Raw genomic sequence first — 21,623 nt, forward strand, 5'->3', positions numbered from 1 at the left:
TATGATTCTGCGACAGTGAAATGGGCTGACGCGAATCACTGCGCGAATCACTCCGCCATGAGGCACCAAACAGATGACAATGAGGTCAGCTTTGAAGAAGAACACTGTTGTATTCCTGCCCGCGCTCGCCGGACTGGCCATGATGGGCCTCGTGGGCTGCAGCGCCTCCGGCTCTGTCGGGGCGCAGGAGGCGGAAGCCGGATACCCGTCGAAACCCGTTACCTTCGTGGTGCCGTTTGCGGCGGGCGGACCCTCCACCGTGACGGCCCTTGCCTTCGCCTCCTGCCTTGAGGCGGGGCTCGGACAGACATTCGTCATCGAGAACCAGCCGGGCGGCAGCGGCGGGCTGGCCATGCAGGACGTGTCGAGCGCCAAACCTGACGGGTACACGCTCACGCTCGGTACGAACGGTCCGCTCGTGATGAATCCCATGATCAACCAACTCAACTACGGCATCGAAGACTTCACCTCGGTCGGAGTAATGGCCCAGATGCCGACCGTGCTCGTGGTCGGTGAGGACTCCCCTTACGAGAGCGCCGATGAATTCTTCGCGGCGGCCGAAAAGAACCCCGGTAAGCTCAGCGTCGCCATTCCGGGGGCGACCACCTCTGCGGCGATCGAGCTGCAGCGGCTTCATGAGGAATACGACATCGAGGTCACCGCCGTTCCGGCCGTGGGCAACGCGGAGATGACCACGAGCCTGCTCGGCGGCCACGTCGACGCTCTCTTCATCACCGACCACCAGGACGTGCAGTCGCGCATCGAGGACGGGTCGTTTGTGCCGCTCGCGGTGAGCAGCCCCGAACGTGCGGACTGGTACGCGGACGTGCCGACCCTGGCGGAGCAGGGATACCCTGAGCTGGTCAACGCGGTGTCGGTCTTCGGAGTCGTGGGGCCGAAGGGCATGCCCGACTCCATCGTGTCGACCCTCGAGTCACAACTCAAGACCTGCTCGGAAGACTCGACCGTCATCGACCAGATCGGTGAGATGTTCGTTCCGGCGGAGTTCAGCGGAGCCGCAGCCCTCGACGGGGTCTTTGCTGACATGCAGAAACTCTACGAACCCATCCTCGGACAAGAATGAGCGACGATACGCTCGAGGCCACCCAGGTCGCCGAGCCTGGTCCGGTCAGAGCCACGGGCCCGCACACGGGCAGATACCGGCTCGTTCCCGTCGTACTGCTGGTCACCGGCATCGCAGCGGTGATCGGATCCTGGCGCCTCGGTCTGGGCGAACTCACGAACCCCGGGCCCGGTCTCTGGCCGTTGGTGGTCTCGATCGCGGTGACGATCACGGCGGCCATCCTCACCGTCATTCCCGATACCGAGGCTTACGAGAAGTGGACGCGACGCACGACGCTGCTCGCCGGCGGCGTGCTGAGCCTCGTGGTCTTCATCCTCCTCTTCACGGCCATCGGCTTCGTCGTGCCGGCCTTCCTGCTTCTGCTTCTCTGGCTGCGGGTGTTTGGCGAGGAATCCTGGCGGCTCGCCCTCACGCTCGCCGTCGGCGGTACCGCGGTCTTCTACGTGGGCTTCGCGGTTCTGCTCGGTGTTCCCTTTCCCGACGACATCGTCGTGGGCACCATTACCCGACTGATCGGAATGTGACATGGACGCCTTCAACAACCTGGGTCTCGGATTCTCCGTTGCCTTCGAGCCCATGAACCTGCTGTTCGTCTTCGTGGGTGTGGTCATCGGCACCGCCATCGGCGTGCTGCCGGGCCTCGGCCCGACGGCCACGATCGCGCTGTTGCTGCCGATCACCTACACGATGGACGCCACGAGTGCCGTCATCATGCTCGCGGGCATCTACTACGGTTCGATGTATGGCGGAACGATCACGTCGGTGCTGCTGCGCATTCCGGGCGAGGCGGCATCCGTGGTGACCACCTTCGACGGCTATCAGATGACCAAGCAGGGCCGCGCGGGACCCGCGCTCGGAATCAGTGCGATCGGCAGCTTCATCGGCGGCACCGTCGCCATCATCGGGCTGACATTTCTCGCGCCCCTGCTGGCGCAGGTCGCCGTCGCAGTGGGCCCCGCCTCCTATGTCGCGATCATGGTGCTCGGGCTCTTTCTCGTGACGTCCCTCGGCACGGGATCCACGATGAAGAGCCTCTGCATGGCCGCGATCGGCCTGCTGCTCTCGACCGTCGGCCAGGACCCGATCACGGGCACGGCCCGCTTCACCTTCGGCATTCCCTCCCTGCTCGGCGGCTTCGACTTCGTCGCCATCGCGATGGGCCTGTTCGGTGTCGGCCAGCTCCTGCACAGCCTCGAACGCACCGAAAAGGCGCAGGCGATCACGACGAAGATCAAGAACATCTGGCCCTCACGCAAGGATTTCCGGGACTCCTCCGGTGCCATCGCACGCGGTTCGCTGCTCGGCTTCGTGATCGGCGTTCTGCCCGGTGGGGGTGGGGTCATTTCTTCCCTCGCTTCCTACGCGCTCGAGAAGCGCCGAGCGAAAGACCCGTCACGGTTCGGTAAGGGTGCCATCGAGGGGGTTGCGGGACCAGAGACAGCGAACAACGCGTCGTCGACATCCGCTTTCATCCCGCTGCTGATTCTCGGTATCCCGTCCAACGTGGTGCTCGCGATGCTTTATGGGGCCTTGCTGCTGCAGGGGATCACACCCGGCCCGTCGCTGATCGAGGATCGGCCGGACATTTTCTGGGGCGTCATAGCGTCGATGTACATCGGCAACGTCATGCTCGTGATTCTCAATATTCCGCTGATCGGCATCTTCATTCAAATGCTGCGGGTCAGAACCGGCATTCTGGCGACCTTCGCGCTCATGGTCGTCATGGTGGGCGTGTACTCGATCAACAACAATCCCTTCGACATGTGGGTGGTGCTGATCTTCGGTGTCTTCGGTTGGATCATGATCAAGACCGGCTTCGACCCCGGGCCGCTCGTGCTGGCCTTCATTCTCGGGCCGATCCTGGAACGGTCATTTCGCCAGTCGATGCTCATCTCCGACGGCAGCTTCGGCATCTTCGTCACCGATCCGATCTCGGCGACGATCTTCGGGGTGCTCGCGGTCTTCCTGACCTACTCGTTCATCAGTCGCCGACGTCGCGCGAAGGCTGCTGCGGCTCCCGCGCGCGCGGGGGCGGACGCGCAGTAGCGGGGTGCGGGCGCTGCTAGCGTGAAACCATGCGCGCACCCCGACCTCGACCCGGCCGTACCCGGTGATCGGCGTCATCCTCGCGCTCACCTCTGCCGCGGCCTACGGAGTCAGCGACTTCCTGGGCGGCCTCGCCTCTCGGCGGGTGGCCGCCCTGCGGGTGATCCTGGTCTCGTATCCGCTGTCGGCGATCATCGTGACCGTGCTCGCGGTGTTCGTCGGCGGAACGCCGTCGTGGCACGCCATGCTGTTTGGGGCGGCGTCGGGGGTGGCCCTGGCCCTGGCGATGTGGTGGTTCTACATCGCACTCGCCGAGGGCCCGATGAGCGTCGTCTCGCCCATGACCGCGGTACTCGTCGCCGGCATCCCGGTCATCGTCGGTGTCGCCCTGGGCGAGCGGCCGTCGGTCGTCTCGTTCGTCGGGGTCGGCCTCGCGATCATCGCAGTGCTGCTGGTCAGCCGCGAACCGACGGATGCCCCGGCCGGCCCAACGGTTGCCGGCACCCTCACGCCCGGCCACATGGCCCGGTCCGCCCCACGCTTCACTCGCCGCGTGGCCTGGTTCACGATCGGCTCCGGCACCTTCTTCGCGCTCGCGTTCATCTTCGTGCACCAGATCGAGGCCGGCACCGGGCTGTGGCCGCTGGTCGCGTCGCGGGGCGTGGCATCCGTCATCGTGATCGCGGTGGCCGTGGCCACCCGGCAGCACGGCCTGCTGCCACGCGGCATCGTGGGTATCGCCGTGATCATCGCGCTGCTCGATGTGGCCGCGAACGTGACCATGCTCTACGCCTTCCAGGGCGGACTGTTATCGCTGGTCAGCGTGCTGATCGCGCTCTACCCGGCGGTCACCGTGCTGCTGGCCGTGCTCGTGCTCAAGGAACGCGTCGGCCGGCTGCAAGTGGTTGGCATGGGGCTCGCGCTCGCGGCCATCGCGGCAATCGCCATCAACGGCTGAGCCAAAACTTTTTTCTCGCGGCTGTCCTATCGGGCGGGGGCTGTTCGTTCCTAAGGTAGATCCATCATCCGATGGATCCCCACGAAGAACCGTGAAGGAGCAATCATGCCCAGCTATGTCGCACTCATCTACACGCCCGACGTCGATTGGAGCGCCCCCGAATACGCCGGTGAGATGGCCGAATACGGCGCCTTCGGCGAAGCGGCCGCGAGCGTCATTCGCGGCGGTGCCGCGCTGTACCACACGCCCACCGCGACGACCGTGCGGGTCACCGGCGGCAAGGGCGGCGACGTCGTGCTCAGCGACGGCCCATACGCCGAGACCAAGGAGGCCCTCACCGGCTTCTACCTGCTCGAGTGCACCGACCTCGACGAGGCCATCAGGGTCGCGTCGATGATCCCCGGCGCTTGGAACGGCGCCGTCGAGGTGCGTCCGGCGCTGCCGATGACGGCGCCGACGGATGCCGACGCGTCGGCCCCGGGTGCGGAAGCGCGCCCGACATCGGTCACCACCTGACGTGAGTGCTGCCGGGGCCGACCCCGCCCGCGCCCCGCACCTCGACGAGCCGACCGGGCTCGCCGAGGTGCTGCGGCGTGAACGGCGGCAGGTGCTTGCCTCGCTGACCCGGCTCACCGGCAACCTCGACGTCGCCGAAGACGCCGTGCAGGAGGCCTCGATCATCGCCCTCGCGACCTGGCCGCGCACCGGGCTGCCGCCCAATCCGCGGGCCTGGCTGATCGTGGCCGCGAAACGACGGGCCATCGATGAGCTGCGCCGGGAAGCCACCCGGCCAGGCAAAGAGAGGGAGGCGATCACCCTGGCCCTGCAATGCGCCCCCGATGACTTTTCCGTCGGGGTGCTGCGCGACGATCAGTTGCGCCTCATCTTCACCTGCTGTCACCCCGCACTCGCGCCCGAGGCGCAGGTCGCCCTGAGCCTGCGCGTGCTCTGCGGCCTCAGCGTCGCCGAGGTCGCCCGGCTGCTGCTGGTGCCGGAGGCGACCATGGCCAAACGCCTCACGCGAGCGCGGGGCAAGATCGCGGCCGCGGGCATCCGCTACCGGGTACCCGACGCGGCTGACCTGCCCGAACGGATGCGCCTGGTCGCCACGAGCGTGTTTCTGCTGTTCACCGAGGGCTACGCCTCGCGCTCGGCCGGGCTGCATGAGCGGCGCCAGCTCGCCGAGGAGGCCGTGCGGCTCGGCCGGCTGCTCGTGGCGCTGCTGCCGGGGGAGGCCGTGCTCGAGGGGCTGCTCGCGACGATGCTGCTGCAGCACTCACGCCGCGATGCCCGCTTCGACGAGGCCGGGGACATCGTGCTGCTCGCCGATCAGGACCGCGCCCGGTGGGACCGCGCGCTCGCCGCGGAGGGCGTGACGCGGGCGGCCGAGGCCATCCGCCTGAGCAGCGTCGTGCCGGAGCGCTTCGCGGTCGTCGCGGCGATCGCGGCCTGTCATGCCCTCGCAGCGGATGCCTCAGCCACCGACTGGAGCGCGATCGTCGCCTGGTACGACGTGCTCGTCGTGCTCGACGCGAGCCCGGTGGTGCTGCTCAACCGGGCCGCGGCCGTCGCCGAAACCGGCCAGACCGTGCTCGCCCTCGAGCAGGTCGAGGCGCTCACCGGGCTGGAGGGCTACTTCTGGTGGCATGCGAGCCGCGCGGAACTGTTGCGGCGCCTCGGCCGGCCGCGGGAGGCATCCGCCGCCGCCGCCGTGGCCGCCGGCCTCACGGAAAGCGCCGCCCAGCGCCGCCTGTTGGCCCGCCGCTACCCCTGAGCTTGCCGCCGCGTGGCGAATGCAGGACGGATTGCGTGTTCGTCGGCACAAGCAGGATGAATTGGCCTGTTTTCGCGGTCAGGTCCTGCTTTCGCCACACGTCGGCGGCGGGGAGAGGTGTTAGGCGTTGACGAGGGCGCGGGCGATGACCGAGGTGAAGAAGGTGAGACCGTCGACGCCGCTCGACATCGCCTGAGCGGTGTCGGGGCCGAAGCCGGCCTCGACCGCGTGCTCGGGATGCGGCATCAGGCCCACGACGTTGCCGCGGGCGTTCGTGACGCCGGCGATGTCGCCCAGCGACCCGTTCGGGTTGACGCCGATGTAGCGGGCCACGATGCGGCCCTCACCCTCGAGCCGTTCCAGCGTCTCACTGGAGGCCATGAAGGAGCCTTCGCCGTTTTTGAGCGGGATGGTGATTTCCTGGTTGGCCGTGAAACCGGTCGTCCAGTCGCTCGTCGAGTTCTCGATGCGCAGTTGCTGGTCGCGGCAGATGAAGCGGCCGGCTTCGTTGCGGATCAGACCGCCCTCCAGCAGGTGCGCCTCGGTCAGCATCTGGAAGCCGTTGCAGATTCCGAGCACGGGCATGCCGCCGTTGGCCGCGTCGATGACCTCGGCCATGATCGGCGAGAGGCTCGCGATGGCTCCGGCACGCAGGTAGTCGCCGTAGCTGAACCCACCCGGCAGCACGAGCGCGTCGACACCGTGCAGGTCGTGCTCGCCGTGCCAGAGGGCGACCGGCTCGGCGCCGGCGAGGCGGATGGCGCGCTGGGCGTCCCGGTCGTCGAGCGAGCCGGGAAAGGTGACGACGCCGATGCGCACTAGTTGACCGCCGCAGCCGCCGCGACGGACTCGACGACGTGGATGCCCACGACGTCTTCGATCACGGAGTTGGAGAGCACGGAGTCGGCGAGTTCGGTGACGGCGGCGAGGGCCGCGGCATCCGCCGGTCCGTCAACGGTGATTTCGAAACGCTTGCCGACGCGCACGGCGCTGAACTGCGTCTGGCCGAGGCGGCCGAGGGCCCGGGCGACGGCCTTGCCCTGCGGGTCCAGCAGCTCGGCCTTGGGCATAACTTCAACGACGATTACAGACACGGTGCACTCCAGAAAGGCTCGAGGTGGCCAGAAAGGCTCGAGGTGATTAGTTCGATTGTACAGGCCTGCGCTCCCGCCCGATCAGACCGCCCGCTCAGACCGCCCCGCCGCTCTGCCCGCTCAGACCGCCCCGCCGCTCTGCCCGATCAGGATGCCGCGCAGCACATCCCGAATCGCGGCGACGCCCTCGTAGGTCTCCACAAAGCTCGTGCTGAGCGGCGCGAGCCCGATGCGCAGGCCATCCGGCGCGCGAAAGTCGGGGATCACGTCGTTCGCCCAGAGAATCTCGGTCACCTGCCGCATCGACGGGTGGTCGATCGTGACGTGTCCGCCGCGGTGTGTGCTCTCCCGGGGCGAGGCCACCGTGACGCCCATTGGCGCGAGCCAGTCGTCGACGAGCGTGAGGGCGAACTCGGTCAGCGCGACCGACTTCGCCCGTACCTCCCCGATCGTGGCCTGCTCGATCATCGCGATGGTGTCCTGCATCGCGAGCATGCCCACGACGGCGGGCGTTCCGCTCATGAAGCGACGGATGCCGGTGGCCGGCACATAGCCCGGCCCCATCAGGAAGATGTCCTGGGTGCCCATCCAACCCTGAATGGGCTGGGCGAGCACGTCCTGCAGGTCGCGGCGCACGTAGCCGAAGGCCGGCGCACCCGGGCCGCCGCTGAGGTATTTGTACGAGCAGCCGACGGCGAGGTCAACGTCGCAGAGGTCGAGTTCGACCGGGACCGAGCCGACGGAGTGGCTGAGATCCCAGAGCACGAGGGCGTCCTGGGTGTGGGCGACCCGGGTGATGGCGCGCATGTCGGCGAGAAAACCGGAGCGGTAGGCGACATGGCTGAGCAGCACGAGGGCGGTCTGCGGCCCGACAACGGCACGCACCTGCTCGGGTGTGACGCCCGCGGCAGGATCGCTCGTGATCCACCGCAGGGTGAGGCCGCGTTCGGCGGCGATCCCCTCGAGCACGTACCGGTCGGTGGGGAAGTTGTCGCTGTCGAGCACGATTTCGGTACGCCCCGGCCGGGCATCGACGGCGGCGCGAGCCAGCTTGTAGAGCAGCACGGTCGTCGAGTCGCCGACGAAGACCTGCCGTGGTCCGGCGCCGAGGGCCGCGCGGCCGAGGTCGTCGCCGATCTGCAGGGGCAGTTCCATCCACTCGTCGTCCCAGCCGCGAATGAGGCGGGTGCCCCAGGCGCCGGTGATGAACGCGGCGATGCGTTCGGCGGCCGCCTTCGTCGGGCGCCCGAGGGAGTTGCCGTCGAGGTAGGCGATCGGATTGGGGAGGGCGGCGGCCGGGTCGGCGCTGCCGTCGGCCACCGTGCCGATGAAGCGTGCCCGGTAGTGACCGAGCCCGTCGATGCGGTCCTGCCGACGCGCGAACGCGAGGTGGCTGTCGGTGAGCGGAGCGGTCGGGGTCATCGGAGGGCCTCTCGAGGGGCGGAATCGGGCGCGGAATCGGGTGCGGGGAGGGGGCCGGACACGCTGCGGGCCGTGCACAACCAGTCGGCGAATGCCTGCCGGGAGGCGGGCCGTGGGCCGGCAATTCGGGTGTGACGCAGCGCCGGCCCCCAGTCGATGCCGAGCGCAGCGCCGTCGTCATCAGACGTGAGCGTCGCGATCACGGCATCCGTCGACAACCCGGCGGCGAGCAGCGCGCCGATCTCCCGCCGATTCAGGCCCACCGGCAACGGCCCGTTTCCGAGGTCGGTGCCGTACAGCATCCGTCCGCCGTGGGCGTGAAACCGGCCCAGATTATCCACGGCGGTGTCGAATTCGCGGCTCGGCCGGCCCCAGCCGTGGATGTCGAGGGTGCTGATCCAGGTCATGCTCCCGGCCATCGCCGCGATCAGTTCGTCGTCGAGCCGTTCGCTGAACGGGGTGTGGGCGAAGGCGTCGACGCCGGCCGTGAACGCCCGCTGCGCCTGTCCCCGGCCCTGCGCGTGAACGACCACGGTGACCCCGCGGTCGTGGGCGCGCCCGACGATCGCCGCGAGCACATCACCCGGGAAGACCGGTCCGGCAGCCGAATTGAGCGTGATTTTCACGACGGATGCGCCTCCGGCGAGCTGCCGATCGACCGCGCCCGCCGCATCCGTCGCCCCGTTCCCCGGTGCGCCGCTGACCTCGCAGACGCTGCCGGGCGGCGCCCAGCCGGCCCGGCTCGGATATCCGCCCGGGGCGGTGAGCAACTGCCCGGCGCCGCGAACGCAGAGCCGGTCGGCGCCGGACGCGCCCGACCCGAGCCTCCAGCCACCGAGGTCGAGCACCCGGCTGATGCCGCCGGCCAGCAGCGCGGCCGGCGCCGCGGCATCCGCGAGGGCGAGGTGAACGTGGGCGTCGAGAAAACCCGGCAGCACGGTGTCGGTCGCGGTGCTCGGGCCGGCCGCTGTCATGACCCGATTTCGGTGCGTACCGCGAACAGCTCGGGAAAGAAGGTGAGTTCGAGGGCCTTCTGCAGAAATGCGGCGCCGCTCGAGCCGCCGGTGCCGTGTTTCATGCCGATGATGCGCTGCACGGTCTTGAGGTGGCGAAAACGCCAGAGCTGAAAGTTATCCTCGAGGTCGACGAGTTCCTCACAGGCCTCGTAGGCGGCCCAGTTGTCGTCGGCGTTCTCGTAGATGCCGCGGAAGGTCTGCACGAGCTCGGCATGCAGCACCCAGGCCTCGGTCACGTCGCGCTCGAGCACGTCGGTCGGCACCGCGTACCCGGCGCGTGCCAGATAGCGCAGAAACTCGTCGTAGAGGCTCGGGGCGTCGAGCATCTCGGTCAGCAGGGCGTGCGCGTGCGGGTCGGACTCGAACACGCTCAGCATGCGCCGATTCTTGTTGCCGAGCGCGAATTCCACGGCTCGGTACTGGTACGACTGGAATCCGCTCGAATTGCCGAGAAAGCCACGAAATTGGGCGTACTCGGTGGGGGTCAGCGTCGCGAGCACCGACCACTGCTCGGTCAGGGTGCGCTGAATGTGCTTGACCCTGGCGATGCGCTTCAGCGCGGGGGCGAGCTCGTCGCGGCGCAGCGACGCGGTCGCCGCTCGCAGCTCGTGCAGCACGAGTTTGAGCCACAGTTCGGTGGTCTGATGCTGAATGATGAAGAGCAGTTCGTCGTGGTGCTCCGGCTCGCTGACCGGTTTCTGGGCGCCGAGCAGGGTGTCGAGGTCGAGATAGGAGCCGTAGCTCATCCGCTGCCGAAAGTCGGTCACGATCTGCGGATCGAACTCTCGGGTGTTGTTCTCGACCGGCACGATAGCTCCGTTTCTGCTGCGCTGGCCCGGGCGTCGCGGCACGGGTCCTGCTCTGAATTGTGCGGGCTGACGCGCTCAGACGCAACACGGCGCGCACCAATCGATGCCGGTGGCGGCGACACGCGGGCCCGCCGAAAACTATTCCACCAATCTGGGCGCGTGATACCACGACTCACGGAGGTTTCCCTCCGAGTAACCCAGACACGGCACCTAGAATCGAGTCCATGACTTCGTCCGCACGCGCGCCCCAGGACCGGCCGCAACCCCGGCGCCGTGACGCGCGGCAGAACCGGGAACGCCTGCTCACCGAGGCGAGAGCGCTGATCGCCGTCAACGGCGTCGACGCCTCCCTTGAGGAGATCGCCCGCCGCGCCGAGGTCGGCGTGGCCACGCTCTACCGCAACTTTCCGACCCGCGACGACCTCGTGCGCGCCCTCTACGATCTGGCCCTGGCCGAGCTCGCCGCCGTGCAGGGCGAAATCGCCGCCGCCGACACGGCGTGGGACGGTGTGGTCATCTACACCGAACGCGTCGCCGAATGGCTCGTCGCCGATCCGTCACTGCCACCGATTTTAAAGCGGATGTCCACCCTCGACCCCGGCGCCCGCCCCGGCACGGACTTCGAAGCCGTCATCGCGGCCCTCGTGGCTCAGGCGAAGAAAGACGGTGCCCTGCGCTCCGACGTCGACGCCGTGGACATCGCCGTGCTCGTCACGATGGTCGGCTCGCTCGGTGGGCTCGGCGACGGCTACGCCGGCCAGTGGCGCCGGCAACTGGGCATCGTGCTCGACGGCCTGCGCGCCGCCGACAAGCCGCGTGCGAAGCTGCCCGGCCGCCCGCTCAAGGGCAAGGAATTTCAGGCCACCGTCTACGGGCTGACGCGGCGCGCGAAGCGTGCCGCCCGCGGTCCCGGCAAGGCCTGACCGCAGCGCCAAGCGCGCCGCCCGTGGTCCCGGCAAGGCCTGACCGCAGCGCCAAGCGCGCCGCCCGTGGTCCCGGCAAGTCCTGACCCGCCTTCCGCTCAAATTCCGCCCGCCTCCCGCTCCGCTTCCGCTGGCGCGGCGGAACCCGCGAGGGCTCTCAGGACTGTGCGCCGCAAAGCTGCTCGTGCGGCGCAAACTGTCACACTGCTGCGCGGCTACGGCCGTTGATGCGCCCAAAAGCGGCGGCTACGACCGTCCTGCGCCCCAAAGCTGCTGACGCGCCTCAAACTTGCACGCCGTCGTGCGCCTCAAAGCTGCTGATGCGGGCCAAACTTGCACCTCAGAACGGTCATGCGCCCGAAAACTGCACGTGCGCCTGGCAGGCCAGGCGCACGTGCAGTTTTTCCGCGCATGAAGAAACCGGGGCGCCGTCTTCGCCCGCACGTGCAGTTTTTCGGCGCACGAGCGCCCCGAGCGCAGGCGTCCTGGTACTGGCACTGGCACCGACGAACGGAATCCGGCCGCACGGTCACCTTTGACGGGAAATCGCAAGCCGCACCGGTAGTCGAACCGAAACGTCGCCGCACCGAAACACCAGCGCGGTGGTCAGTGCGCGGCACGCACCAGGATGCGGTTCGCCCAGGGGTCGTCGAAGCCGAGGGTCTGCCCGTCGTGACGGGTCGGCACGCCGTAGTGCGACATCCGCTCGCTGAGGGAGCCGAGGTCGTCGGCGCCGGGCACGATGATGCTGACCTCGCCGAGTCCGAGCGCGAGACGGCGGCGGCCGGCGCCCTGGCTCTGCCAGGTGTTCATCGCCATGTGGTGGTGATAGCCGCCGGCCGAGACGAACAGGGCGCTCGGGCCGAAGTTCGCGGTGGCCTCGAAGCCGAGTCGGTTCACGTAGAACTCGCGGGCGCTGGCCACGTCGCCGACCGAGAGGTGAATGTGCCCGACCGTGGCGGGGCCGTGGCTTGAGCTCGCGGCCGCTGCTTCGGTGAGGTGCTCGCCGATGAAGGCGTTCGGATCGAGCGCGAGGGTCGCCATTTCGACCTGGCCGTGGGTCCAGCTCCACAGCGTGCGGTCGCGGTCCCAGTACAGCTCGATACCGTTGCCCTCCGGATCGGTGAAGTAGAAGGCCTGGCTGACCAGGTGATCCGCGCTGCCGGTGAAGGTGCCCGGATGCTTCGTGCCGACCGAGTAGACGGCCTTCGCGAGCTCCGTCTGCGTCTCAAAGAGAATTGCGGTGTGAAACAGGCCGGCCGAGCGGGGCTCGGCGGCGGCGAGTTCGGGGGCGTGCTGCAGAATCACGATCGGCGTCGTGCCTCGGCCGAGCACCGCGACGGGGCCGTCGTGGCTGATCAGGTCGAGGGTCACCGCGTCGCGGTAATAGGCGATGAGGGCATCGAGGTTACCGGCGCGCAGAGTCACGGCGCCCATGCCGGTGTCGGCGGCGAGCAGGTCTGTTCGAGTGGTGTTCACGGTGATGTCAACGGATGCCGCGCCCCGGCTATTCCGACGCCGCGCCCCGATCTGACCCCCGTTGTGGACGAGCGCCGCGCCGCGCCCGGCCCCGCTCGATGCGGCTGCGGGGCCAGCGCTGCCGGCCTAGTCCTGGTGGAGCTGAATGTAGTTTCCGCATCCGTCGTCGAAGACGGCCGTGGTGCCCGAGAAATCGGTGCTCGGAGCGCTCTGGAAGTACACGCCGAGGGCGCGCAGCCGGTCGTACTCGGCCTGCACGTCGGGGGTGCCGAACACGATCGCCGGGATTCCGAGGCGGTGCAGGCCGCTCTGGTAGGCCTTGGCGACCTTGGTGTCGCTCGGCTCGAGCAGCAGCCCTGGGCCGGTGGGGTCGTCGGGGGCCCGCACGATGTAGAGCGCGTGCTCCGGCATGCGCATGAGCTCGGTGAAGCCGAGCAGCTCGGTGTAGAACGTGAACGCGGCGGAAGGATCGTCAACGTGAACGCTGCACATCTTGATTCTCATGAGGTCGACAGTACCGGGCGCCGCCGACATCCGGGCCCGGGAACCGGCCGGGCCGACATCCGGGGACATGCCGCCGGGGCGCCGGAGGCTACGCGGCGGTGAGGCGCTCGAGCAGCTCGTGGTATCGGGCCGCGGTCTGCTCAACGATCTCGGGTGGCAGCAGCGGCGGGATGCCGGTCTCGTCCCAGTTGGCCGCGAGCCAGTTGCGCACGATCTGCTTGTCGAAGCTCTCCATGCGCGCCTCGGGCGTCGCCGCGCTCTGCCAGCTGGCGAGGTCCCAGTAGCGACTCGAATCACTCGTGAGCACCTCGTCGGCGAGGGTCGTGACGCCGGTCTGCCGGTTCGCGCCGAACTCAAACTTGGTATCGGCGAGAATCACGCCGGCCGCCTCGGCGATCGTCGACGCCGTGCGGTACAGCTGAAGCGAGAGGTCGCGCAGCTCGGCCGCGACGACCGGGCCGACGAGTTCGACGGTGCGCTCGAAGCTGATGTTCTCGTCGTGCTGGCCCATCGGGGCCTTCCAGGCGGGGGTGTAGATCGGCTCGGGCAGGCGGTCGCCGTTCTGCAGCCCGGCGGGCAGCGCGATGCCGCACACCGATTGCGACACGAGGTATTCCTTGAAGCCGGAGCCGGTGAGATACCCGCGCACGACGCACTCGATCGGAAACATATCGAGGGTGGAGCAGAGCATCGCACGCCCGGCGACCTCGGCCGGAATCAGGGCGCGCACGGTGTCGCCGACGAGCTCGTGGTCGGCCACGAGGTGGTTGGGTACGTCGGTGAGGCGGTCGAACCACCACAGGCTCAGCGTCGTGAGCAGCTCACCCTTGCCGGGGATTCCCGGTTCGAGCACGTGATCGAACGCGCTGACCCGGTCGCTGGCGACGACGAGCACGCGGGCGGCGCTCGCGAGGTCGGCCGGGGCATCCGCTTCTGACGCCGTAGTGGGAACGTACAGGTCGCGCACCTTGCCCGAATAGGCGTGGTGCCATCCGGCGAGCGGGCGGGTGGGCTGCTGAAGGGAAGTCACGGTCCCCATTCTCCCGCATCCGCTCTCGCTCGCGCGATTCGGCCAGGCGAGGCGGGTAACTCAGGCAGCTCAGGCGACGCGGGCCGCGATGTCGGTGCGAAACTGTGATCCGGCGAGGGTGACGTGGCCGAGGGCCTCGTAGGCGCGGGCGCGGGCCTCGGCGAAATCGGCTCCGACGGCGACGACGCTCAGCACCCGGCCGCCGGTCGACACGAGCGCGTCGCCCTGCAGCGCGGTCGCCGCGTGCGCAATCGTGACGCCGCCGACGACGGATGCCTCGGCCAGCCCCGTAATCTCGCGCCCGGTTGCCGGGGTGCCCGGGTAATTCTCACTCGCGAGCACGACGGTCACGGCCACCTCAGACGAGAATTCGGGCCACGGCAGGGCGGCCAGGCCGCCGGTCGAAGCCGCGAGCAGCAACTCGGACAGCGGGGTCACGAGGCGCGGCAGCACGACCTGCGTCTCGGGGTCGCCGAAGCGCGCATTGAACTCGATGACGCGGATGCCGTCTTTCGTGAGGATCAGCCCACAGTAGAGCAGCCCGACGAACGGGGTGCCCTCCCGCGCGAGCTGCGCGATCGTGGGCAGAGCGACGGTCTCGATGATCTCGCCGATGAACGCCTGCTCGCTGCCAAACTCCGCGTCGAGCCAGGGCAGCGGGGAGTACGCGCCCATGCCGCCGGTGTTCGGGCCGGCGTCGTTGTTGCCGAGACGCTTGTAGTCCTGCGCGGGGGAGAGCGGCCGCACGGTCACGCCGTCGCTCAGCAGAAAGAGGGAGATCTCCTGGCCGTCGAGAAACTCTTCGATCAGTACGCTGCCGTGCTCGAGCCAGAACACGGTGTGGTCGATCGCGGCGGCGCGGTCTTCGGTGACGAGCACGCCCTTGCCGGCGGCGAGGCCGTCGGCCTTCACGACGTAGGGCGCACCGAACTCGTCGAGGGCCGCTTCGGCCTCGGCGAGGGTGCCGGCCCGCACGGCACGGCCGGTGGGCACGCCGGCCTCGTGCATGATGCGCTTGGCGAACGTCTTGCTGCCCTCGAGGGCGGCGGCGGCCTGGCTCGGCCCGAATACCGGGATGCCGCGTTCCCGCAGCGCGTCGGCGACTCCGGCGACGAGCGGTGCCTCCGGACCGATCACCACGAGGTCCATCGCGTGCTCGACCGCGTACGCGGTCACGGCGGCCGGGTCGTTCGCGTCGAGCGGCACCACGGGAACGTCGGCCGCGATGCCGGCGTTGCCGGGGGCGGCCGTGATCGCGTGCCCGGGGCTCTCGCGCAGCAGGGCGGTAATGATGGCGTGCTCGCGGGCACCGGAGCCGAGTACAAGAATTCTCACCGGTTCAGGTTACCGGATGCTTGGCGCTCGCCCCCTGTCGGGCGCCTCGGCCGGGCCTGCGCCCGCGATCGGGCAGACTGGAGCCATGGCACGAGCACGAATCGATGACGAAGCGGGCACGGTGGCCGTGCGCGCGGCGCTCGCCGAGGGCGCACAGGCGAGCAGGGACATCCGTGCCCAGGCTGTGCGCTACACCCTGCAGCTGCTCGCCGAACAGGCCGAGGGCAACACCCTCGAGGTGCGGGTGCCGCCGTTCGGCGCGACGCAGTGCATGGCCGGACCCCGCCACACCCGCGGAACCCCGCCGAACGTCGTCGAGACGGATGCCGCCACCTGGCTCGCTCTCGCGACCGGCGCCCTGACCTGGGCCGACGGGGTCGCGACCGGCGCGATCCATGCCTCGGGCCAGCGCGCCGACCTCACCGGGCTCGTGCCCGTGCTGCCGCTGTAGCCCCGGCCTGCACCAAGGCGCTGCGCTCGGCCGCGCCCAATTAGTGGGTTTAACCCCAGCCGTTCACCTTGCGGCCACCCGGTGACAGCCCGGGTTCTCTAGCGTGGGGTCGCCCTGCCCCACGATCGAAGGCCAGTTTCCGTGCAGATCTCGCGCCGCCCCATCCGTCATTCCCCGCTCGCCGGGGCGCTCGTGCTGCTTCTGGGGCTCGGCGCCGCCGCCGCGGCCCCCGGCTCGATCGCGCAGGCCAGCACCGCGCAGGCCAGCACCGCGCAGACGGATGCCTTTCCCCTCGTGGTCACGGAGATCACTCCCGACACGCTCGGCTACGACAACTTCGAGTTCTTCGAGGTCACCAACACGACCGACGTCGACATCGACCTGACCGCCGCGGGTATCGGGCTGAGCTACATCTTCGCCGATTCCGACGACCGCGCCAAGGACGTGCCCTTCACGATTCCGGCGAACACGATCATCGCCGCCGGCGATTCCACTGTCTTCTGGGTCGACTACACCTCCGGCAACGTGGATACCTCCGTCGTCACTGAGAACGACTTTCGCGCGCACTTCACCGCGGTGGGAGCCCCCGCCGCGGAGTACCCGCTCGTGCGGGTCACGGGCCAGCCGGGCCTGGCCAACGGCGGCGGGCGTGGCATCCGCGTGACCGATGCGACGAACACCTCGATCGGCTGGGCCCATTACCCGTCGGGTTCGGTCGGTGTCGACGCGAGCGCTCACTTCGCTGCGCCGACGGATGCCGCGGCCCGCTCGCTCACGCTCGTGCAGTCGAAGGGCGTTCCGACCCCCGGCGCGCCGAGCCCGGTGACCGAGCCGACCTCCAGCCCGACCCCGACGCCGACGGCCACCCCGACCCCGACCCCGACGCCCACGGCATCCGCTGCCCCGTCACTGATGGTCACCGAGATCACCCCCGACAACGTCGGCTACGACAACTTCGAGTTCTTCGAGGTCACCAACACCACGACGGCCGACATCGACCTCACCGCAGACGGCGTCGGCCTGAACTACATTTACGCCGATTCCGACGACCGCGCGAGCGACGTTCCCTTCACCGTTCCGGCGAATACCGTGATCGGTGCCGGCGACTCCACGGTGTTCTGGCTCGACTACTCCACCGCCACGGTCGACACGCAGGCGTTCACCGTCGACGACTTCCGGGCCCGCTTCGCCACCGGCGAGACCACCACGGCCTACCAGGTTGTGCGCGTCACCGGTCAGCCCGGCATGGCCAACGGCGGCGACCGCGGCGTGCGCATCGTCGACGCGGCGAACGCGAGCATCAGCTGGTCGTTCTACCCGACCGGATCGGTCGGCACCGACGCGAGCGCCCACTTCGACGCTCCGGCCGGCGGCCTGTCGGCCGCGCTGATCCGCAGCCAGGGCGTGCCGACCCCCGGCGTCGCCGCCCCGGTCACGACAGACCCGACCCCGACGAGCACGCCGACGCCCGAGCCCACCTCCACGCCGATCCCCACAGCGACGGCGACCCCCGACCCCACCACGGTCACGGCGCCGCTGCAGATCACCGAGATCACCCCCGACACCACCAATGTCGGTACCGGCGACGGCTTCGAGTTCATCGAGGTCTACAACGCGACCTCCGAGCCCATCGACTTCAACGACTACACCCTGAACTACCTCTACCCGCTCGCCGACCTCAGCAACAGCTCCACGCTGCGCTGGCCGGCCGTGCCCGCGAACGTCGTGATCCCCGCCGGCGGCACACTGGTGTTCTGGGTCAAGAACGGCCAGAACGACGCCCTCACCGCCGCCGACTTCAACGCCCAGTTCGGCTCCGACCTCACCCTCGGCACCGACCTCGTCGAGGTCTTCGTGGGCGGCCTGGCCAACGGCGCCGCCCGCGGCATCGAGATCATCAGCAACACCGGCTTCAGCGTCAATACCGCCTACTACAACCTCGACGGCGTCAAGGATGTCACCGCCAACCTCGGCATCCAGTACGGCACCGACCCGGCCAACCCGGCCCGGCAGACCAAGCTCGGCGCGATCGCCGCCAACCCCGGTCTGGTCTTCGCCGAGCAGGTACCCGCCGGGCTCATGATCGTCGCCGCGGACAGCGAGCAGCCGGTCGTCACCGACCACACCCTCGGGCAGATCGACGCCACGCAGAACTTCGCGCTCGCCGCCACGGTGACCGATGACGTGCAGGCCCGCACCGTGACGCTGCACCTCAAGAGCAACCTCGACGCCGATTACCTCGAGCTGAACCTGGCGACGGATGGCGCCGACGGCTACCAACACAGCCTCCAGTCCGTCGACCTCACCGGAAAAAGCTGGTACGAGTACTACTTCACCGCCACCGACGGTCACAACTCGGTCGACACCCCCGTGACCCGGGTCGGACTCACGGGCCTCGACACCGCCCCGGTTCGCCTGAACGTCGAGGACGGCCAGTACCTCAGCGGCCTCAGCACACTGTCCGCGGCCGGGGACGCGTACCCGTCCGGCCTCACGCTCAACGTGGACGGCACATCCGTCGCCACCACGCCCCAGCTCGAAGGTGAACCGCAGTTCGTGTTCGAGGCGACCGCCGTCGACACCTACTTCAAGAACGGCGTGCTGGTCGGCGACGATATTTTGCGCATCTTCGACGACGGCATCTACGAGGGCTGGGACACCATCGCGACCCCGATACCGCTCGGCTACGTGCGTGAGGGCCAGGACCTCGTCGCGAGCATCTACGCCGGCACCAAGGTCGCGCCCGAAATCGACCTCGACGAGAACAACGACGACTTTCAGGTGCGCAACCTGCGCCTCGTGCTGCCCGACGGCCGCACCCTCGCCCCGGCCGGCTATACCGACCCGACCCTCGCTCTCAGCATGGGCGACAGCGCCGGCAAGCTCGACTTCTTCGACGCGCACTTCACGATTCCGGCGGATGCCTACACGGCCGTCGAACATGCCTGGGACACCACCCTCGCCGCGGACGGCGCGCACACGGTCAGCGCCAGCAACGGGTTGGATTCACGCAGCCGCCGCGTCATCGTCGACAACCTCGCACCCGCCATCACGACCGACGTCGAGGCCGGCCGCCTCTACCAGGGCGAGTTCATGATCGACGCCGAGGCGACGGATGCCGGCGCCGGCCTCGAATCGCTCACCGCGACCCTCGACGGCCGCGATATCCAGCTGCCGTATGCGACCTCATCGATCCGGCTCGCCGACGGCGAGCACACCCTCGTGCTCACGGCACGGGACCTGATCGGCAACGAGGCGAGCGAGACGACGCTGTTCTCGACCCCGGTCGAAGAACCCGGCAACGAGCTCATCACCCCGCTCGACGGTGCCGAGATCTCGGTCGAGGCCGGCGGTACCGAGCTCACCGCCCGCGCCACCGACCCGAGCGGCGACCTGCTGACCGTGACCCTCAACGAGGGCGACCGACTCGCGGCCGGCGATGACGGAGTGCGCGAATACTCGGGTGTGACCGGGGTCGCGAGCGCGGTCGACCGGCCAGAGAAGCAGCTGCTCTCGGCCGAGCAGGTCGCCTCGATGGCCCGCCTCGACGACGTCACCGAGCCGGTCTCGTCTGACGCGGCGTTCCCCTACCAGCTGTTCGAGGTGGACGTTCCGGCCGACTCCGGCGACGACTTCACCGCCCGGGTGCGCTGGGACGGCACCGCTAACGCCGACGCGAAGGTGCTGCTCTATGTGCAGAACCACCTCACCGGCGCCTGGGAGGAGTTCGACCGACAGGTGACGATCGGTGAGGAATCAACGACCTTCACCCTCGACGCGATGGTGCCCGCCGCGGGCCACGTGGCCAACGGGGTCATCACGGTGCTGATCCAGCACTCGGAGGGCTTCGCCGGCGCCGACCTGTCCGACCGCACCAGCACCCTGCCGGTCAACAACGTCAACGACACCGCCCGCTCGAGCTACGACTTCACGCTCGGCTGGGAGTCCGACACGCAGTACTACAACGACTCCTACTACCAGCGTCAGCTCGACATTCACGACTACCTGCTCGAGGAGCGCGAGGCGCTCAACCTGCAGTACCTCTTCCACACCGGTGACATCGTCGACAACCACTACGAGACCCGCCAGTGGCAGAACGCCGATGCCGCCTACACGATGCTCGACGACGCGAGCCTGCCCTACGGGGTGCTGGCCGGCAACCACGATGTCGGCCACAAAGAGATCGACTACGCGCCCTACAGCTCGTACTTCGGTGACAACCGCTACGACGCCAACCCCTGGTTCGGCGGCAGCTTCGAAGACAACCGCGGTCACTACGATCTGATCACCGCCGGCGGCATCGACTTTCTCATGCTCTACATGGGCTGGGCGCCCACACAGGACGGCATCGACTGGCTCAACGAGGTGCTCGCGCAGTACCCGGAGCGCACGGCCGTGCTGAACCTGCACGAGTACATGCTGACCACCGGCGGTCTCGGCGAGATTCCGCAGCAGATCTACGACGAGGTCATCACCCCGAACGCGAACGTCGCCATGGTCTTCTCCGGCCACTACCACGACGCTTTCACGCGCATCGATGAGTTCGACGACAACGGTGACGGCGTCGCCGACCGTCAGGTCTACCAGATGCTCTTCGATTATCAGGGCCTGCCGGAGGGTGGCCAGTCGTTCCTGCGGCTGCTGCACTTCGACAACGAGACCGAGCAGATCGCGGTGCGCACCTACTCGCCCTACCTCGACGTCTACAACTCCGACGACCCGACCCTTGAAGCACAACACCAGGACTTCACCGTTCCCTACGCCGCTTTCGGCATGACGCCCACGGTCAAGTCCCTGGCGACGGATGCCTTCACCGTCGACATCCTGACCACCACCGAGATCGCCGCCTTCGAGAACGTGCCGAGCGGCACCGAGGTCACCGCGGCCTGGAACCCGGGTGTCGGCAGCCACGGCTGGTTCGCGTTCAGCGAAGACCCGTACGGCGCGACGGCGTACTCCGAGGTGCGCCGGCTGACCATCGCGGCGGCCGTGGTGCCCGAGGTGGAGGTGCCCGTCGAGGTGCCCGCAGTTGAGGTGCCGTCCGAGGTGCCGTCCGAGGTTCCGGCCGAGGTTCCGGGTGCGGGAGCCGCGGCATCCGCTGCCGCCGGCTCGAACCGGCCCGCGACGCCCCGCGGGCCGGCCACGGGGTCCGGTGCCCTGAGCGCTGCCGCGGTCGCGGCTGCCGAGGCGCTCGCCGACACCGCCGCTGTCGCGGCAGCTGAGGCCGCCGACGAAGCTGAAGCGAACGAGCAAGAGAGTGAGAACACTGACGAGTCCACCGACTCGAGCGGCTCAAGCGACTCGAGCGAGTCCGAGGCAACGGATGCCGCCCTCGACTCGGTCGACAGCGTCGGCGGTATCGGCGGCTGGGCAATCGTGCTCGTCACGCTCGCGGTGCTGGCCGGGCTCGCCCTCGCCGTGGTCGCCGTGCGTGCGGTGCGGGCTCGCCGGGCCTGACGCGGGGCTGGTCAGCGTTCCGGGCCGGGGCCGGGAGAAGGCCCAGGGCGAAGGGCGCCACGGAAGTTGCGTCGTGGCGGTTGGGGCTGCCGGCTCGCCTTCTCCTTGGTCTCGCCTCATGGAGAGGGCCGGCGGCCCGCACGGTGTCACCGACGCCCCCTCGGGGTCTCGGCGATCGCCCCGAAGGCTCGCTCATGGGGCGTTTGTTGGCTTTTCGTCAGCGAGAAGCCAACAATGGCCC

The 21,623-nt window shown here is 68.8% G+C and carries 18 protein-coding genes; 9 read left to right on the forward strand and 9 right to left on the reverse strand.

Going from position 1 to position 21,623, the window contains the following annotated elements:
* Positions 1 to 91: 91 nt before the first annotated feature.
* From E3T55_RS00790 to E3T55_RS00815, 6 genes are all read left to right on the forward strand, one after another.
* A complete protein-coding gene (locus E3T55_RS00790) occupies positions 92 to 1,084 on the forward strand; it encodes a tripartite tricarboxylate transporter substrate binding protein (protein WP_198418480.1) in 993 nt (330 codons plus the stop codon).
* Complete coding sequence (locus tag E3T55_RS00795) at positions 1,081 to 1,608, forward strand: tripartite tricarboxylate transporter TctB family protein (protein WP_134517684.1); 528 nt, start codon at positions 1,081 to 1,083, stop codon at positions 1,606 to 1,608. Before E3T55_RS00790 ends, E3T55_RS00795 begins: the two co-directional genes overlap by 4 nt.
* 1 nt (position 1,609) lies before the next feature.
* On the forward strand, positions 1,610 to 3,130 hold the full coding sequence (locus tag E3T55_RS00800; protein WP_134517685.1) for a tripartite tricarboxylate transporter permease: 1,521 nt from the start codon (positions 1,610 to 1,612) through the stop codon (positions 3,128 to 3,130).
* A 64-nt stretch (positions 3,131 to 3,194) separates the two neighbouring features.
* On the forward strand, positions 3,195 to 4,088 hold the full coding sequence (locus E3T55_RS00805) for a DMT family transporter (protein WP_198418481.1): 894 nt from the start codon (positions 3,195 to 3,197) through the stop codon (positions 4,086 to 4,088).
* A 105-nt stretch (positions 4,089 to 4,193) separates the two neighbouring features.
* Positions 4,194 to 4,604 (forward strand): YciI family protein, encoded by a 411-nt coding sequence (locus tag E3T55_RS00810; protein WP_134517686.1) that lies wholly within the window; start codon positions 4,194 to 4,196, stop codon positions 4,602 to 4,604.
* Between the two features lies 1 nt (position 4,605).
* The gene (locus E3T55_RS00815; protein ID WP_198418482.1) at positions 4,606 to 5,862 is read left to right on the forward strand and encodes an RNA polymerase sigma factor; all 1,257 of its coding nucleotides are present in this window, start codon (positions 4,606 to 4,608) and stop codon (positions 5,860 to 5,862) included.
* Between the two features lie 120 nt (positions 5,863 to 5,982).
* Here the strand turns inward: E3T55_RS00815 and purQ are convergent, their stop codons facing one another.
* The 5 genes from purQ to kynA form a co-directional block, all read right to left on the reverse strand.
* Positions 5,983 to 6,681: a phosphoribosylformylglycinamidine synthase subunit PurQ gene (gene purQ / locus E3T55_RS00820; protein WP_134517688.1), complete on the reverse strand. Its 699-nt coding sequence runs from the start codon at positions 6,679 to 6,681 to the stop codon at positions 5,983 to 5,985.
* A complete protein-coding gene (purS, locus tag E3T55_RS00825; protein ID WP_134517689.1) occupies positions 6,681 to 6,956 on the reverse strand; it encodes a phosphoribosylformylglycinamidine synthase subunit PurS in 276 nt (91 codons plus the stop codon). The genes purQ and purS overlap by 1 nt, the downstream gene beginning before the upstream one ends.
* Positions 6,957 to 7,076: 120 nt before the next feature.
* Positions 7,077 to 8,378, reverse strand: coding sequence for a kynureninase (locus E3T55_RS00830; protein WP_134517690.1), 1,302 nt, complete (start codon positions 8,376 to 8,378; stop codon positions 7,077 to 7,079).
* Positions 8,375 to 9,352 carry an amidohydrolase family protein gene (locus E3T55_RS00835; RefSeq protein ID WP_134517691.1) on the reverse strand — a complete coding sequence of 326 codons (978 nt, stop codon included), beginning with the start codon at positions 9,350 to 9,352 and terminating at the stop codon, positions 8,375 to 8,377. Before E3T55_RS00835 ends, E3T55_RS00830 begins: the two co-directional genes overlap by 4 nt.
* Positions 9,349 to 10,203, reverse strand: a complete 855-nt coding sequence (kynA, locus tag E3T55_RS00840; RefSeq protein ID WP_134517728.1) for a tryptophan 2,3-dioxygenase — start codon at positions 10,201 to 10,203, stop codon at positions 9,349 to 9,351. The genes E3T55_RS00835 and kynA overlap by 4 nt, the downstream gene beginning before the upstream one ends.
* Before the next feature lie 224 nt (positions 10,204 to 10,427).
* Between kynA and E3T55_RS00845 the strand changes: the two genes are divergently transcribed.
* A complete protein-coding gene (locus tag E3T55_RS00845; RefSeq protein WP_134517692.1) occupies positions 10,428 to 11,126 on the forward strand; it encodes a TetR/AcrR family transcriptional regulator in 699 nt (232 codons plus the stop codon).
* Positions 11,127 to 11,732: 606 nt separating this feature from the next.
* On the opposite strand, the gene E3T55_RS00850 is transcribed toward E3T55_RS00845, so the two are convergent.
* From E3T55_RS00850 to purD, 4 genes are all read right to left on the reverse strand, one after another.
* Positions 11,733 to 12,563 carry a VOC family protein gene (locus E3T55_RS00850; protein WP_134517729.1) on the reverse strand — a complete coding sequence of 277 codons (831 nt, stop codon included), beginning with the start codon at positions 12,561 to 12,563 and terminating at the stop codon, positions 11,733 to 11,735.
* A gap of 168 nt (positions 12,564 to 12,731) precedes the next feature.
* The gene (locus tag E3T55_RS00855; RefSeq protein WP_134517693.1) at positions 12,732 to 13,109 is read right to left on the reverse strand and encodes a VOC family protein; all 378 of its coding nucleotides are present in this window, start codon (positions 13,107 to 13,109) and stop codon (positions 12,732 to 12,734) included.
* A gap of 88 nt (positions 13,110 to 13,197) precedes the next feature.
* Positions 13,198 to 14,148, reverse strand: coding sequence for a phosphoribosylaminoimidazolesuccinocarboxamide synthase (locus E3T55_RS00860; protein WP_134517694.1), 951 nt, complete (start codon positions 14,146 to 14,148; stop codon positions 13,198 to 13,200).
* Between the two features lie 60 nt (positions 14,149 to 14,208).
* Complete coding sequence (purD, locus tag E3T55_RS00865) at positions 14,209 to 15,474, reverse strand: phosphoribosylamine--glycine ligase (RefSeq protein WP_134517695.1); 1,266 nt, start codon at positions 15,472 to 15,474, stop codon at positions 14,209 to 14,211.
* A gap of 85 nt (positions 15,475 to 15,559) precedes the next feature.
* On the opposite strand from purD, the gene E3T55_RS00870 reads away from it, so the two are divergent.
* Positions 15,560 to 15,925, forward strand: a complete 366-nt coding sequence (locus tag E3T55_RS00870) for a sterol carrier family protein (RefSeq protein WP_134517696.1) — start codon at positions 15,560 to 15,562, stop codon at positions 15,923 to 15,925.
* 141 nt (positions 15,926 to 16,066) lie between these two features.
* Positions 16,067 to 21,382: a lamin tail domain-containing protein gene (locus tag E3T55_RS20425; protein WP_174775405.1), complete on the forward strand. Its 5,316-nt coding sequence runs from the start codon at positions 16,067 to 16,069 to the stop codon at positions 21,380 to 21,382.
* Positions 21,383 to 21,623: the final 241 nt, after the last annotated feature.

This window comes from Cryobacterium frigoriphilum (assembly GCF_004403305.1).
Taxonomy (GTDB): Bacteria; Actinomycetota; Actinomycetes; order Actinomycetales; family Microbacteriaceae; genus Cryobacterium; species Cryobacterium frigoriphilum.